This window comes from Methylobacterium sp. J-059 (genome assembly GCF_022829485.1).
Taxonomy (GTDB): domain Bacteria; phylum Pseudomonadota; class Alphaproteobacteria; order Rhizobiales; family Beijerinckiaceae; genus Methylobacterium.
In genome coordinates this window covers 1-15,435 of record NZ_JAKSYA010000118.1, presented here as the reverse complement: position 1 = coordinate 15,435, position 15,435 = coordinate 1, and the positions used below count along the sequence as shown (strand labels likewise).

The following is a 15,435-nucleotide window of genomic DNA, read 5'->3' as shown; positions in this document are numbered from 1 at the left end:
CGCAGGCGCCCCTCTCAATCCCCGCCTGCCCGGCGCAGGTGATCGAACAGGACGGCCGCCGCCGGCGATTGCGCGCCCGGGCGGACGACGAGGCTGAGCGTCCGCCGCGCCCACGGGTCGGTGAGCGGCACGGCGACGACGTTCATCTGCGGGCCGAGCAGGGCGTGCACCCGCTCGGGCACCACGCCGAGCCCCATCCCGGCCTGCGCCATGCGGCAGATCGCGTCGAAGCTCGGCACGTGGACGCGCAGGCGCAGCGGCCGCCCGAGGCGTCGGGCCTCGTCGCGGAGCGTGCCGTAGATCGAGCTCTCGCGGTGCATGCCGACATGGTCGTGGTCGAGGGTGTCGGCGAACGCGAGCGCGTCGCGGCCGGCGAGCGGGTGGCCGGCGGGCACAACGAGCACGAGGCGGTCGCTTCGATAGGGGTGGGCGACGAGGGAGCGCGGATCGGTGCTGCCGGCGCAGATGCCGAGATCGGCCGCTCCTTCCTCCACGCCGGCCACCACGCCGCCGCTCGGCCGCTCTTCCAGGTTGATCCCGATGCGGGCCTGCGCCGCCAGGAACGCCTGCAGGTCTTCGGGCAGGAACTGCACGATCGCCGAGAGGTTCGCGAGCACGCGGACGAAGCCGCGGAGCCCGCTGGCGTGCTCCGCGAGCTCCAGCGCGATCTGCTCGGCGGACCCCAGCATCCGGCGGGTGTGGTGCAGCAGCGTCTCCCCGGCGGGCGTCGGCCGCATGCCCCGTGGCTCGCGGATGAGCAGCTCGCAGCAGAGCGCGCGCTCCAGCTCGGCGAGCCGCTTGCTCACGGCGGAGGGGGCGATCGCGGCCCGGCGCGCCGCGCCGTTGAGCGTGCCCTCCTCGCAGATCGCCGCGAACAGCCGCAGCGTCTTGAGGTCGAGGCGGTTCAGGATGAACGGGGTCGGCGATCCCTCCGACATGGTCCGCGCCGCTCCCGTGATCCGATCGATCCGACCGGCGGACCCCGTGCTGCGATCCTGATCGCGCCCGGACGCTCCGGCAACGGGCCAAGCCTGAAGCACGCGCCCCGAGCCGCGTCCAGGCTCGGCGTCGCAGGGGGGCTCCACAAGCCGTCGGATCCCGTCGAGGAGTACATGATCCCGACGGGCGAGCGAGGTCCGGCCGCGCTTCGGTGAGACGGGCCGGACCGGGCTGCTCAGCCCGGGATGATGCGCTCGTCGAGCTTCCGGTCCACGATCTCGACCGTTCGGTCGATCTCGGCATCGGGCATGTCGAGCTGGTGCGAGATCAGCTTCAGCAGCAGGTCGACACGCTCGATGTAGGGCGCGCCGCTCTCGACCGCCCGGGCGGCCGACGAAGGCTTCAGCAGGCCCTCGGCCGCCTTGGCGTACTTCTCGAACGGGACCTGATCGCTCGGGTCGGCACCGAGCCGTCGGGCCACCGCGTCGACGTGCTCGTAGATCGTGCGGGACAGGGGGAGGTCGCCGTGCACCGCGTCGCGGATCGAGCGCGGCGCCTGGGGCGTGATGCAGCGGTAGTTGCCGGTGAGCAGCATCGACCACTTCGCCAGGGGCACGAACAACGAGTCGAACACCTTGAGCTTGACCGGAACGTCCTGGCCCTCAACGCGCACCGCGTCGATGTCCGCCTCGAGCTCGCGGAGCAGCGCGTTGTGCGCGGGATCGGCGAAGGTCGCCGCCTTGAAGTTCGTCGGCAACCCGACATGCAGGACGTTGGCGCCCTCGTCGGGCGGGCGGAACGCCTGCGGATCGGGCGAGCACAACGACATCAGGCCCGGCTCGAAGCGGTCCCAGACGCCGGCATTCGTGTAGGCCTCGCGCAGGTCCATCTTCGCGAGCGCCGGGATCCGATCGAGATACGGCAGCGGCGGCATGTTCATGATCGACAGGCACGGCAGCTTGGCCGCCGCGATCTTGATCATCAGCACGCGGATCGTGTGGTTGTTGTACTGCGGCTCCTGCATCGCCAGGCCGACGAGATCGTAGCGCGAGACGTCGACGTCCTCGGGCGGCATCGCGTCGACCTTGCCCGGCAGGTCACGGGAATGAAACGACCGGTGCGTGGCCTCGTCGCGCAGCTTGATGCGGACTTCGGTGCCCTGGCTGTTGATCAGGTCCGCGGTTTTCCGACGGCAGACCAAGGTCACATCATGCCCGGCCATCAGCAGCTTCGTCGAAAGCAGCGAGCCGTATGATGCCCCCAGGATCAATATTCTGCGCGGCATGGTTTCATCCCTGAGCGTTCGGTTCTTGTTTTTGCGCCGGACGAGGGCGCGGCTTGTATCTGGTATACGCAGCCGCTCGGCTCGCACGCAAGCGGCCACGCTCCAGCGGGACAGGCGGTCCCCAGGCTCGATCGGCGGCGGGCCTCGGGTGCTCGGCGGGGTGCGCTCGCGTCGTGCCGGCGCGCCGTGCGCCCCTTCCGCTCGCCGCGCGGCCGCGCCCGCGATCAAGCGATCTTCGGGTGCCGGATGAAGTCGACGAAGGCGCGCAGCGGGGCCGGCACGAGTCGCCGGCCCGGGTAGTACAGGTAGGGCCCCGAGAAGCGCGGCCACCACGCTTCGAGGACCGGTTCCAATGCCCCGCTGGCCAAGTGCGGCCTCAACCAGTCCTCGAACAGGGTGATGACGCCGGTCCCCGCGATCGCTGCCTCGACGGCAAGGTCGGTTGCGGCCCCGACGCGCACGAGCAGCGGCCCTGCCGGATCGACCTTCACGGTCTCGCCGTCGCGCTCGAACTCCCATGCCATCTCGACCCCGCTCGGGAAGCGGCCGCGCAGGCAGGCATGGCCGAGGAGGTCGCGCGGATGCTCGGGCCGGCCGTGACGCGCGAGGTAGGCCGGCGCCGCAGCGGTCGCGAAGCGCTGCACGCGCGGCCCGATCGGAACCGCGATCATGTCCTGCTCCAGGCGCTCGTCGTAGCGGATGCCCGCGTCGCATCCGGCGGCGAGCACGTCGACGAAGCCGTCCTCGGCCAGGACCTCGAGACGGATCTCGGGATAGGCGGCGAGGAAGCCCGGAACGATCGCGGGCAGCACGAGGCGCGCGGCGCTGACCGGCACGTTAAGCCGCAGCGTCCCGGCCGGCCGGTCGCGGAAGCCGTTCACCACGTCGAGCGCCGCCTCGACCTCTGCGAAGGCCGGGCCGAGCCGCTCCAGCAGCCGTTCCCCGGCTTCCGTCGGCACAACCCTGCGGGTCGTGCGGTTGAGGAGGCGGACGCCGAGCCTGTCCTCGAGCCGCCGAACCGCCTCGCTCAGGCTCGACGCGCTGGCGCCGCTCATGCGTGCGCCCTCGCGAAAACCCTGCCCACGCGCGACGACGAGGAACGCGTCAAGATCTCCAAGATCGGCCTTCATCGTTCGCCCATTCGCACAGCTTGTGCGGATTGTGCCCCATTCTCGCGCACGGTCGCAACGTCCAGTTAGGTCGGGTCACAGGAGAAGCATCATGTCCCTCATCGATCAGACCGGCACGTTTCGGATCGGCCACCGTTCCGTGAAGCGCCTCGGGTACGGCGCGATGCAACTCGCCGGGCCGGGCGTCTTCGGACCGCCCAAGGATCGCGACGCGGCGCTCGCCGTGCTGCGCGAGGCGGTCGCGAGCGGCGTCGACCACATCGACACCAGCGACTTCTACGGACCCCACGTCACCAACCAGCTGATCCGGGACGCGCTCGGCCCGTATCCGCACGACCTCACGATCGTCACCAAGGTGGGCGCGCGGCGCGGTTCCGATGCGTCGTGGAACCCGGCCGCGTCCGACGCCGACCTCGCGGCGGCCGTCCACGACAACCTGCACCATCTCGGGCTCGACCGGCTGGCGGTGGTGAACTTCCGGGCCATGCTCGGCGACGGGCACGGGCCGGCCGAAGGGTCGATCGAGGCGCCGTTGACGGCGCTCGCCGAGCTCCAGCGGCAAGGGCTGATCCAGCACATCGGCCTGTCCAACGTGACGCCGACCCAGGTCGCCGAGGGACGCCGGATCTGCGAGATCGCGTGCGTGCAGAACCATTACAACCTCGCCCATCGCGGCGACGACGCGCTCGTCGACGCGCTGGCACGGGACGGCATCGCCTACGTGCCGTTCTTCCCGCTCGGCGGTTTCAGCCCGCTGCAATCCGCGGGCCTGTCCGCGGTGGCCGAACGGCTCGATGCCACGCCGCTGCAGTTGGCGCTCGCTTGGCTGCTGCGCCGGTCGCCCAACATCCTGCTGATCCCGGGGACCGCGTCGCTGGCGCACCTGCGCGAGAACCTCGCCGCCGCCGCGCTCCACCTGCCGGACGACGCGCTGGCGGACCTCGACCGGGTCGGCACCGCGACCCAGGCGTGATCGACCGGGCGGCGGCAGGCCGCATCGGCGAGCCTGCCGTCCGCGACGGGGGAATCGGTCGCCTACTTCTCGCGGAACGCGCGGCGTGCCTGATCGACGAGGGGCTTGGTCAGGTAGGAGAGCACGGTGCGGTCTGCGGTGCGGATGAACGCTTCCACCGGCATGCCGGGCATCAGCTTGGCGCCGTCCAGCCGGCCGAGCTCGTCCTTCGTCACCCCGAGGCGCACGAGATAGTAGAAGCTGCCGGTACGCTTGTCCTCGCTCACGTCGGCGGCGATCCGGGTCACGCGTCCGTTCAGCTCCGGCGTGGTGCGCTGGTCGAAGCTCGGGAAGCGCAGGCCCGCGGCCTGGCCGGTCTGGAGCCGGTCGATGTCCTGGGGGGCGACGCGCACCTCAACCACCAGGGAATCGGCCGTCGGAACGATCAGCATGATCGGCTCGCCCGGCGCGATCACGCCGCCGCGGGTGTGGACCGACAGTTCGTGCACGTAGCCGGTCTGCGGCGAGCGGATGTCGATGCGCTGCAATTGGTCGAGGGCGGTGATCTTCTGCTCGGTCAGGGTCGCGGCCTTGGCGCGGTTCTCCGCCAGCTCCTTGGCGACGTCGCTGCGCAGGTTCTGCTCGAGCTGGATGATCTGAAGCTCGGTCTCGGAGACCTTGCCCTTGGTCTGCGCGATGTTGGCGACCAGCACGCCGCGCTCGCCCTTCAGCCGGGAGATGTCGCGCTCGAGGCTGGTCAGGCGCGTCAGCTGGATGAGGTTCTTCTTCCAGAGTCCTTCGACGCCCTCGTATTCGCGCCCGATGATCGCGGTCTCCTGCTCCTTGGCGACCGACTGCTCGACGAGCCCCTTGATCTCCTCCTTGAGCTGCCCGATCCGCTCGCGCAGCTGCGCCTTCTGCCCCTCGCGGGCGTCGCGGCGGAAGTGGAACAGCTTGCGCTCGCCCTCGACGATGCGGGCGACCTCGGGGCCGGCTTCGGCGAGGCCCTTGGGGAACGCGACGTCGTCGCGGCCGTCGCGCTCGGCTTCCAGGCGGGCGTTGCGGGCGGCGATCTCCCACAGGCTCTTGGTGACGCTGTCGTAGGTGGCCCGCGCCGTCGTGGCGTCGAGGCGGATCAGCAGGTCGCCTGCCTGGACGCGCGCGCCCTCCTCGATCGGCAGCTCGGCGACCACGCCGCCGGTCGGGTGCTGCACCTTCTTGATGTTGCTCTCCACCACGAGCGAGCCCGTGGCGATGATCGCGCCGGACAGCTCCGTCGCCGCGGTCCAGGCGCCGGCGCCGGTCGCGACCGCGATGATCGTGGCGACGCCGGCGATGTGCCGGCGCAGGGAGCGCCGGGTGTCGCGCGTCGGATCCGGCTCGGGCCGGTTCGGCGTGTCAGCCTTCGTCATGCGACCCTCGTCGGTGTCTGCCGGGTGAGCGCGCTCAGCTGCGCCAGGACGTCGTCGCGGGGCCCGTGCAGCTGCACGCGGCCGTCGCCGAGGACGAGGATGCGGTCGACCGCGGTCAGCGCGCTCGGGCGGTGGGCGATCACCACGGCGATGCCGCCGCGGGCGCGTACCGCCTGGACGGCGGCCGACAGGGCGCGGTCGCCCTCGACGTCGAGGTTGGAGTTCGGCTCGTCGAGGACGACGAGGAACGGATCGCCGTAGAGCGCGCGCGCCAGGGCGATCCGCTGGCGCTGGCCGCCCGAGAGGCCGAGGCCGCCGGCGCCGACGCGGGCATCGTAGCCGCCGGGCAGGCGCAGCACGACCTCGTGGACGCCGGCCGCCTTCGCGGCGGAGAGCAGCGCCTCCGGGTCCGGCTCGGGATCGAACCGGGTGATGTTCTCGGCGATGGTGCCGTCGAACATCTCGATGTCCTGCGGCAGGTAGCCGATCGAACGGCCGAGGGCGTCGGGGTCCCACTGGTCGATGGCGGCGCCGTCGAGGCGGATCACGCCGCGGCTCGGCCGCGCCAGGCCGACGAGGGCGCGGGCGAAGGTGGACTTGCCCGATCCGCTCGGGCCGATCACGCCGAGCGCGCTTCCGGGGGCGAGCGCCACGTTGACGTCGTGCAGCACCAGCGTGTCGGTGCCCGGCACGGCGATCGACAGGGCGGTGACGCGCACGCTCTCCCGCGGCGCCGGCAGCGGCGTGAGGGCGGCCGGCTCCCGCGGCGGCAGGAAGGCGACGATCCGGGTCCAGGCCTGGCGCGACGCCGAGAACGACTTCCAGTTCGCGATGGCGAGATCGACCGGCGCTAGCGCCCGGGCCGAGAGGATGGTCGCGGCCAGCATCACGCCGGCGGTCGCTTCCTCGCGCACCACGAGGTAGGCGCCGAGGCCGAGGATGCCCGATTGCAGCACGGTGCGCATCAGGCGCGCCGTCGCGCCGAAGCCGATGGCGAGGTCGTTGCCGTCGGTCGCCACGTCGAGGTTCCGGCGCGCCCGGGCCTGCCACAGGGTCGCGATCCGCGCGCGCATGCCGAGCGCCGAGAGCAGCGGCGCCGTGCGGTGCGCCATGTCGGTGAAGGCGCGTCGCTCGCCGGCCACCCGGACGCCCTCGCGGGTCGGGCCGGCCGAAGCCCAGTCGGTCAGGATCGTCAGCAGGCACAGGACCACCGCGCCGCCGGCGATCGCGGTGCCGAGCCAGGGATGGAACAGGAAGCAGACCGCGATGTAGAGCGGCACCCACGGCAGGTCGAAGAAGGCGGTGAACGCCATGCTCGACAGGAAGCCGCGCACCGTGTCGAGGTCGCGCAGCGCCTGCGGGCCGTCGTCGCCCCGCGGCGTCTCCGACCCGCGAACCAGCAGGGTCCAGAAGATCCGCGCGCCGAGGCGCTCGTCGACGAGGCGCCCGAACCGCGACAGGATCCGGGCGCGGAACACCTCCAGCACGCTCTGGATCAGGAACAGCATCAGCGCGATGCCGGCCAGCCCGACCAGCGTCGCGATGCTGCGGCTCGGCAGCACCCGGTCGTAGACCTGCAGCATGAAGATCGGCGCGGTCAGCATCAGCAGGTTGATGAGGCCGCTGACGATCATCACGGTCGCCAGCGAGGCGCGCCCGGCTCTGGCGGCAGCCCAGAACTCCCGGCGCTTGGCGATACGCAGCACACGTTCGTCGATCACGAGACGGTTCCCCGGCTTGCAGGATCAGGCAGAGACGATTCGGCAGGGCAAGTCGGCGGAAGAGGAAGCCCCCGCCGCGTCGGGCGGCGAGGGCTCGGATGGGTCAGAGGCCGAGGAGGTGGATCCCGGTCGTCGCGGTGTGCGGCGTCGGGTCGACATGCGCGGCGTCGACGTGGCCGCCGAGATCGATCGCCGCGATCCCGAGATCGAGGGGCAGCCCGTGCGAGGCTCCCGCATCCGCCGATGCGGTCGCCGAGGGGGCGACGTCGAGGAGGTGGCCGACGAGCGCGTCTCCGCCCCCGCCGCCGGCCTGCGGGAAGACGATGCCGTCGCCTGAGAGCAGGCCGGCATGGAGCAGGCCGGGCTGATCGGCCGGCACCGCGATCGCGATCGCCTGGACGGTGTGGGCCGGATCCGCGCTCGGGGTCAGCACCGCGAGATTCGCCGCCGGCGCCGGCGTCGCCGGGCCGGCCGCCACGTCGATCAGGGGATGGGTCCCGGCATCGTCCGCCGCACCGCCGGTGAGACCGCCGAGGAGGCCGCCGACGGGATTGGATGCGCCGCCGGCGCCGCCCAGGATGCCGGTCACCGGCGAGAGGACGCCGTCGAGCGGCGTCCCCGCGCCGGCCCCGCCGACACCGCCGAGGGCCCCCGTCACGGAGCCGAGGACGCCGCTCGCGGCGTCCGCGACGTGCCCGAGATCGCCCGCGACCTGCCCGACCGCCGCCGGTCCGCTGCCGGTCAGAACGGCACCCGGCAGGTTGGCGACGTCCGTCAGCAGGTTGCTGGTGTCGCCCAGCTCGCCCAGCCCGACGGTGTTGCCGAGCCCGATCACCGAATGGATGGGATCGTTCAGGACCGGCACGTCGTGGCCGATCTGCTCGAGGCCGGCATGGATGCCGTCGATGACCCCGTTGGCGAGGTCGCCCACCGGCTGCAGCGGAGCGCCGGCGCCGAGGAGCGCACCCGTGGCGCTCGTGCCGGCGCCGCCGGTCAGCCCGCCGACGACCGACGTGACGGGAGTCAGGAGCCCGTCGACGGGCGTGCCGGTCGCGATCCCTCCGGCACCGAGACCATCGAGGCCGCCGAGGATCCCGGTGGCGGAGCCGACGACACCGCCCGCGGCGTCGACCACGTGCCCGACATCGCCGACGATCTGCCCGATCGCCGCCGGTGCGTTTCCTCTCAGGATCGCGCTTGGCAGGTTGACCGTGTCCGTCAGGAGGTTGCTGGTGTCGCCGAGCTCGCCCAGCCCGACGGTATTTCCGAGCCCGATCACCGAATGCAGCGTGTCGTTGAGGATCGGCACGTCGTGGCCGATCTGCTCGAGGCCGGCATGGATGCCGTCGATGACCCCGTTGGCGAGTTCGCCCACCGGCTGCAGCGGAGCGCCGGCGCCGAGAAGCGTGCCCGTGGCGCTCGTGCCGCCGCCGGTCAGGCCGCCCAGTCCGCCCACGAGACCGGTGACGCCGCCGAGAAGACCTCCGGCCGCGTTCGTCACCGCGCCGACATCGCCGAGGATCGGCGACAGCGCCGCCAGGCCCTCGCCGCCGAGGAGATTGCCGGGCAGGGCCACGACATCGGTCACGAGGTTTCCGCTCTCGCCGAGATGGCCGAGGCCGATCGTCTCGCCGAGGTTGGTCAGGCCGTGCAGCGCATCGTTCAGGAGCGGGATCTCGTGGCCGATGTTCTCCAGCGTCGCGTGAATGTTGAGGACCGCGCCGTTGGCGAGGTTCGTCACCGGAGCGAGCAGCCCGCCCCCGGACAGCAGGCCGCCGGCGCTCGCCGCACCGGTCAGCGAGCCGACCAGCGTATCGGCCGACCCGAGAACGTGGCCGAGATCGCCGAGGACCGGCGTCGCGGATTGGAGGCCGCCGCCGCCGAGGAGGGAACCGGGCAGGGTGGTGACGTCGGTCAGCAGGTTGCCCGCGGTGTCGAGATGGCCGAGCCCGAGGGTTTCGCCGAGGCCGGTGACGGCGTGGATCGGCCCATTGAGAACCGGGATCTGGTGGCCGACGGTCTCGAGCGTGGCGTGCACGTCGAGGACGGCCTGGTTCAGGATGTTGGTCGCGGGGCCGAGGATGCTGCCGCTGCCGACGAGGCCGTTGCCGGATGCCGGCACCGCGCCGACCGTCTCCGCCAGCGATCCGGCGGCGACGGCGACGCCGCCGGCATCGGTCAGCAGCGGATCGACCGCCTCGGTGCCGGTCGGGTTCGCGGCGACGCCGCCGAGATCGGTCAGAAGGTTTCCAGTCTCCCCGAGATGGCCGAGCCCGAGGGTCTCGCCGAGGTTGGTCAGGCCGTGGAGCGGTCCGTTCGCCGGAGCGACCTCGTGGCCGACCTCCTCGATCTGGGCGTGCGTCTGGAGGACGACCTGGTTGGCGGTGGCCTCGATCGCGTCGGGAAGCAGCGAAGTTCCCGTCTCCGTCGAGCCGCCGTCGACCGCGCCCTCGATCAACGAGGCGATCGGGCCGAGGCTTCCGAGCTGGCCCGTCGACAGGGCGGTCGAGGACAGCAACGCGCCGGGGCCGGCGAGCCATTCGAGCGAGCGGGTGGACGAGCCGAGCACGGAAAGGGGGGATGCGGACATGAAAACCTCCAGGTTTTCGATGCAACCCGATCTGCAACCATCGGTTGCATAATCCCGGTTCCGTAGTAAATGCTGAGTGAACGGTGGAGCCCGTCCGAGCGTCCGGGAACGACGACTGTGGTTCGACCCGGGTTCGACATCGCCGAGTCTCGGGGCGGTCGGTGGGTCGTAAGTAATCTCTACTCTATCCAGACGAGCGCTTCGCGAGGACCCGACGGCCGGCCGATAGATCGGCCGCGTGATCGGGCGACGATCCAAGCCGGCTGCTGGGTGCATCCCGAGGATGATCGTCGATGCGGGTGATCCGACGCTCGCCTATCCCGGCGCCAGGGGCCGAGCGGGATCGATGGACGCGTCGGCGCGGCGCAGCGTGATGCGCGTCAGCTCGGAAGGTCGGCCGAGCCTGAGGGCGAAGCCCGGCCACAACGCCGTGCCGTTGTTGACGTAGAGCGTCATGCCGCCGACCCGGTAGCGGCCCGAGACGAAACCGTCGTTGGCGCGGGCGAACAGGCGGTCGAACCCGCGCATCGTCCCGCCATGGGTATGTCCCGACAGCTGCAGCGCGACGCCGTGCGCGGCCGCCGCCCGCGCCCCCTTCGGCTGATGATCGAGCAGGAGGACGGGTGCGTCCCGCGGTGCCCCTGCGAGCGCGGCGTCGAGGTCCGGACCGGGGTGTCCCGTATGCGGCGCAGACCGATCGGTCACGCCGGCGAGCACCAGGGCAGCGTCGCCCCGCCTCAGCACCGTATGCCGGTTCGCGAGCGCCGTCAGGCCGAGTTCCGAGTACCGCCGCATCCAAGCGGGGTAGTCGAAGAAGTATTCGTGGTTGCCGGGCACGAACCAGACGCCGTCCGGTGCACCGAGCCGGCCCAGGGGCTCGACGTCGGCGCGCCGCGAAGCCGGGGCGCCGTCGATCAGGTCGCCGGTGATGACGATGAGGTCCACGCCGAGCCGGTTGGACCGCGCGACGACCTCCCGGGTCCAGGATGCCGGGAAGAGCCGGCTGATGTGCAGGTCGGTGAGCTGCAGGATCGTGTAGCGCTCGAAGGCGTCCGGCAGGTTCTCGATCGCGATGTCGACGTCCTTGAGCGCCGGCACGCGCACGGCTTGCTGGACGCTGAGCGCCGACAGGAGCATCGCCGCCGTCGCGGCCCCGTAGCGCCATCCGGTCGGAATCGCCCAGCCGCCCAGGGGCAGCGAGACCAGCGCGATCACGTCGAGCGCGAGCTGCATCACCGCCAGCAGCAGGATGGCGCCGAAGGCCCAGTTGAACAGAACCACCAGCCACCGCGGAAACTCGGGCGCGAACACCGAGCCGGAGGAGAGGCGGCACCACAGGTGATACTGAGAGGCGACGAGCAGCAGCACGGCGATCCCGGCCTTCGCAGCAGGCGGGCCCGGCAGCGGCCAGAGCACCCGGGTCACGACGTACAGGCAAGGCAGGCTGAAGATCAGATGGAACATGGCGTTCCGGCTACGCTGAAAGCCGGGGTCCGGGCCAGAGCCGATGCGGGGAAATGCCGGCTTCGGTGCAGGTCGGGTCGTCGCGGCACCAGCCAGGCCGGGCCTGCATGAGGGCGCCGGACCGTCACGCTGCGGTCAGGCGCGGGATCGCGGAGCGCAGCCGGGAATATCCGCGGTTGGAGAGCGGCCACGCCGCCTCGTCCCATGGGCGCCGCACGCGCACGACCGCCTCGGGCAGCATCGCCGCCGACGGGCCGACGGGCGCCCAGGCCGTGACGACGGGTAGCCCGGCCGACCAGCCGGCGTCGGCCGGTGCCGCCTCGCAGCCGAAATGAGCGGCCGCCCGGTCCAGCGCGTCCTGCATCGCGGCGTGATCCGCCGACCGGACGCGCTCGGACGCCCCCTCGGCATGAGCGAGCATGCCACCGATCCGCACGATGCGCGCCTCCCCGAGCGGAAGGCTCTCCGGGTGCAGGTCGTCGAGATGCAGCAGCAGCGCGACGTCGCCGGTCGGCGGCATGGCGGCAGCCGGCAGAGGGACCTCGCGTGGTGGCATCGCCTCGTCGAGAGCGTCCGGGTACTCGTCGAGCCCTTCGGGATCGAAGCGGTTCTCGGTGTAGCGCCGGATGTTCTCGGCGCGCGCGACGTAGTGCTTGCCCCGGGTGTGCAGCCCCGCCACCCAGCGCCAGGACAGCGTGTTGCTCGCCGGATCGCCGTCGACGAGATGGCGCATGAAGAAATCCGCACCCAGCGCCCAGGGCAGGCGCAGGGTGAAGATCCAGATCGAGGCGAACCACATCCGGGCGTGATTGTGCAGCCAGCCGGTCTCGACGAGGTCCCGCGCCCAGTCGTCGAAACCGTCGATGCCGGTCCGGCCCGCGATCGCGGCCTCGTAGGTCCGGCGCAGGCCGGGCTCCGCGGCGAGCCGCGCCCGATCCGCCGTGGCCAGCGCGAGGGCGTCGGTCCAGGCGGTCGGGTGGGTCTCGAGATGGCCCTTGAAGTAGGTCCGCCAGAAGACCTCGGAGACGAACTTCTCGGCGCCGCCGTCGCCGAACGCGGCCTGGGCGGTGGCCACCACCTCGGCTTCCGTGATCAGGCGGCGCCGAAGGTAGGGCGAGAGCGCCGACGTGGTCGGCCGCGCGTCCGGTCCGCGGTCGGTGTTGCGGGCACCGGCATAGTCGACGGCGGCGTCCGCGAGGAAGGCCGACAGGCGGTCGAGCCCGGCGGCACGAGTCATGGGAAAGCTGCGATTCATGCCGTCGAGCTAGCGCGGCGGCGCACCGGCATGGATGCGACCGATTCCCCGAACCCCGGCGGAGGCCGCCGGGGCGTATCCAGTGTCGAGCATGGCGCGATCGCGCGTCAGGCCGCCTCGGGCATGCGGTCGAGGAACTTGTCCAGGGTGAGCGGATAGTCCCGCACGCGGATGCCGGTGGCGTTGTAGACGGCATTCGCCACCGCGGCGCCCACGCCGCAGATCCCGAGCTCGCCGACGCCCTTGGCCTTCATCGGCGAGGACATCGGATCGACCTCGTCGAGGAAGATCACCTCCTGATGCGGGATGTCGGCGTGGACCGGCACCTCGTAGCCGGCGAGGTCGTGGTTGGCGAAGAAGCCGCGCTTGGTGTCGACCGCCAGTTCCTCCATCAGCGCCGAGCCGGTGCCCATCGTCATGCCGCCGATGACCTGGCTGCGGGCCGATTTCGGGTTGAGGATGCGCCCCGCCGCGCACACCGCGAGCATGCGCCGGACCCGGATCTCCGCCGTGTCGGCATCGACCCCGACCTCGACGAAATGGGCGCCGAAGGTCGATTGCTGCTGCTTCTTGGAGAGGTCGCCGAACTCGATGGTATCCTCGGCCGTCAGCTCGCCCCGGCTCGCGGCTTCGCCGAGCGGAACCGCACGGTTGCCGGCCCGCACCTGCCCGTCGGCGAAGACCGCGTCGTCGGAGTTGATGCCGAGACGCTGCGCCACCGCCTCGCGAAGCTTGACGCAGGCCGCGTAGACGCCGGCCGTCGACGAGTTTCCGCCGAACTGACCGCCCGATCCCGACGAGACCGGGAAGGCGGAATCTCCGAGCCTGACCGCCACCTTGTCGAGTGTCACGCCCATCATCTCGGCGGCGGTCTGCGCGATGATGGTGTAGCTGCCGGTGCCGATGTCGGTCATGTCGGTCTCGACCGTGACGGTGCCGGCTCCGTCCAGCCTGACCCGCGCGCCCGACTTCAGGACCATGTTGTTGCGGAACGCCGCGGCCATGCCGACGCCGACGAGCCACTGCCTGTCCCGCACCTGGCCCGGCCGTGCATTGCGCTTGGACCAGCCGAAGGTTTCGGCCCCCAGCTTGAGGCAGCCGACGAGGTCGCGGTGGGAGAACGGGCGCTTCGGGTCCTGCGGGTCGACCTGGGTGTCGTTGCGGATGCGGAATTCCACAGGGTCGATCCCGAGCTTCTCCGCCATCTCGTCCATGGCGACCTCCAGGACCATCAGGCCGGGCGCCTCGCCCGGCGCCCGCATGGCGTTGCCCTCTGGCAGGTCGAGATGAGCGAGCTTCATCGCGGTGAGCCGATTGGCACCGGCGTAAAGCAGCTTGGTCTGGCTCACCGCCGTCTCGGGATCGCCGTCGGGCAGGTTGCCCGACGTGCTCTCATGGGCGATGGCGGTGATCGTGCCGTCCTTGGTCGCGCCGATGCGCACGCGCTGGATCGTGGCCGGGCGATGCGTGGTGTTGTTGGCGATGAGCGGGCGGGTCAGCGCCACCTTCACCGGGCGCTGGAACGCCTTGGCGGCGAGGGCTGCGAGCACCGCGTCGGCCCGCACGAACAGCTTGCCGCCGAAGCCGCCGCCGACGAAGGGCGAATCGAGGCGGACGTTCTCCTTCGACACGCCGAGGATCTTGGCGAGACTGCCATGGCCCCAGCCGATCATCTGGTTCGAGGTCCAGAGCGTGACCTTGTCGCCGTCCCAGGCGGCGATGGTCGCGTGCGGCTCCATCATCGCGTGGCTCTCGTCGGCGGTGGTGTAGCTCTCGTCGAGCGTCACCGGCGCCTGCGCGAACGCCCCCTCGAAATCGCCGACGCGTTCCTCGCCGTCGCCGCCGCTGCCCTCGCTGCTGTCGCCGGGCACGGGCGGCGCGCCCTTCGCCTCGGCCGCGAGATCGAACTTGCCGGCCTCGGGCGCGTAGTCGACCGTCACGAGAAACGCCGCGGCGCGGGCCTGCTCGAACGTCTCGGCGACGACGACCGCGACGGCCTGGTGGTAGTGCTGGATCTCGTCGCCGCCGAACAGGTAGGCGGCGTTCATCATGCCCCGCTCCAGCCGGGGATGCTCCAGGGTCGTCACGACGCCCACGACCCCGGGCGCCGCCTTGGCGGCCGCCGTGTCGATGGCGCGGATGCGGCCCTTGGCGATGCTGGACCCGAGCACGTAGCCGTAGGCCTGGTTCGGCACGACGTCGTGGCGCTCGTAGGCGTAGGGCGCGGTGCCGGTGGTCTTGTACTTGCCATCGATGCGGTCGGTCGGCTTTCCGACGACCTTGAGCTGGTCGATCGGGTTTTGGCCGGCGGGCTGATCGAACTTCATCGCTTTAGGCCCTCGCTTGGTTGAGCGCCGCGGACAGGGTCCGCTCGGACAGCGTCAGCTTGTAGGCGTTCGCGTGCGTCGGTGCGGCGCCGGCGAAGACCTGCTCGGTCACCCCCTTGGCGCCCCGAGGCAGGTCGGCCTCGGCCGCCTCCACCCGCCAGGGTTTCGGCGCCACCCCGCCGAAGGCGACGCGGCCGGACCCGTCCCTGCCCAGGATCGGCGCGTACCCGGACGGCTTCGTAGTTGGAGCTGTCCGTATGGAACGCGGAACTGAGTATACCCGCACCGGGTACCCGGCTCAGCACCACTGCCCCAGCACCATCGCTGTGATAGATCGCGGCGTCGGCGTTGGTGCGCGAG

Annotated in this window: 10 protein-coding genes and 1 pseudogene; 1 reads left to right on the top strand and 10 read right to left on the bottom strand. The window is 71.5% G+C overall.

Features of this window, described 5'->3' with window-relative positions:
• Nucleotides 1–14: 14 nt before the first annotated feature.
• From MKK55_RS16915 to MKK55_RS16905, 3 genes are all read right to left on the bottom strand, one after another.
• Nucleotides 15–938 (bottom strand): LysR family transcriptional regulator, encoded by a 924-nt coding sequence (locus MKK55_RS16915; RefSeq protein WP_243936625.1) that lies wholly within the window; start codon nucleotides 936–938, stop codon nucleotides 15–17.
• Between the two features lie 236 nt (nucleotides 939–1,174).
• A complete protein-coding gene (locus tag MKK55_RS16910; RefSeq protein WP_147858465.1) occupies nucleotides 1,175–2,224 on the bottom strand; it encodes a ketopantoate reductase family protein in 1,050 nt (349 codons plus the stop codon).
• A 224-nt stretch (nucleotides 2,225–2,448) separates the two neighbouring features.
• Entirely contained in the window at nucleotides 2,449–3,354 is a 906-nt protein-coding gene (locus MKK55_RS16905) for a LysR substrate-binding domain-containing protein (RefSeq protein WP_243936623.1), read from the bottom strand.
• 91 nt (nucleotides 3,355–3,445) lie between these two features.
• Between MKK55_RS16905 and MKK55_RS16900 the strand changes: the two genes are divergently transcribed.
• The gene (locus tag MKK55_RS16900) at nucleotides 3,446–4,327 is read left to right on the top strand and encodes an aldo/keto reductase family oxidoreductase (protein ID WP_243936615.1); all 882 of its coding nucleotides are present in this window, start codon (nucleotides 3,446–3,448) and stop codon (nucleotides 4,325–4,327) included.
• Between the two features lie 62 nt (nucleotides 4,328–4,389).
• Here the strand turns inward: MKK55_RS16900 and MKK55_RS16895 are convergent, their stop codons facing one another.
• From MKK55_RS16895 to MKK55_RS16865, 7 genes and pseudogenes are all read right to left on the bottom strand, one after another.
• A complete protein-coding gene (locus MKK55_RS16895; RefSeq protein WP_243936613.1) occupies nucleotides 4,390–5,718 on the bottom strand; it encodes an HlyD family type I secretion periplasmic adaptor subunit in 1,329 nt (442 codons plus the stop codon).
• Nucleotides 5,715–7,439 (bottom strand): type I secretion system permease/ATPase, encoded by a 1,725-nt coding sequence (locus MKK55_RS16890; RefSeq protein WP_243936611.1) that lies wholly within the window; start codon nucleotides 7,437–7,439, stop codon nucleotides 5,715–5,717. Before MKK55_RS16890 ends, MKK55_RS16895 begins: the two co-directional genes overlap by 4 nt.
• 103 nt (nucleotides 7,440–7,542) lie before the next feature.
• The gene (locus MKK55_RS16885) at nucleotides 7,543–10,029 is read right to left on the bottom strand and encodes a hypothetical protein (protein WP_243936609.1); all 2,487 of its coding nucleotides are present in this window, start codon (nucleotides 10,027–10,029) and stop codon (nucleotides 7,543–7,545) included.
• Nucleotides 10,030–10,344: 315 nt separating this feature from the next.
• Nucleotides 10,345–11,493, bottom strand: a complete 1,149-nt coding sequence (locus tag MKK55_RS16880) for a metallophosphoesterase (protein WP_243936607.1) — start codon at nucleotides 11,491–11,493, stop codon at nucleotides 10,345–10,347.
• A gap of 124 nt (nucleotides 11,494–11,617) precedes the next feature.
• Nucleotides 11,618–12,730 carry an FAD-binding domain-containing protein gene (locus MKK55_RS16875; RefSeq protein WP_243936605.1) on the bottom strand — a complete coding sequence of 371 codons (1,113 nt, stop codon included), beginning with the start codon at nucleotides 12,728–12,730 and terminating at the stop codon, nucleotides 11,618–11,620.
• A gap of 125 nt (nucleotides 12,731–12,855) precedes the next feature.
• Nucleotides 12,856–15,075, bottom strand: a complete 2,220-nt coding sequence (paoC, locus tag MKK55_RS16870; RefSeq protein ID WP_243936604.1) for an aldehyde oxidoreductase molybdenum-binding subunit PaoC — start codon at nucleotides 15,073–15,075, stop codon at nucleotides 12,856–12,858.
• Between the two features lie 4 nt (nucleotides 15,076–15,079).
• Nucleotides 15,080–15,298: pseudogene (locus tag MKK55_RS16865) on the bottom strand (xanthine dehydrogenase family protein subunit M); the annotation flags it as partial.
• Nucleotides 15,299–15,435: the final 137 nt, after the last annotated feature.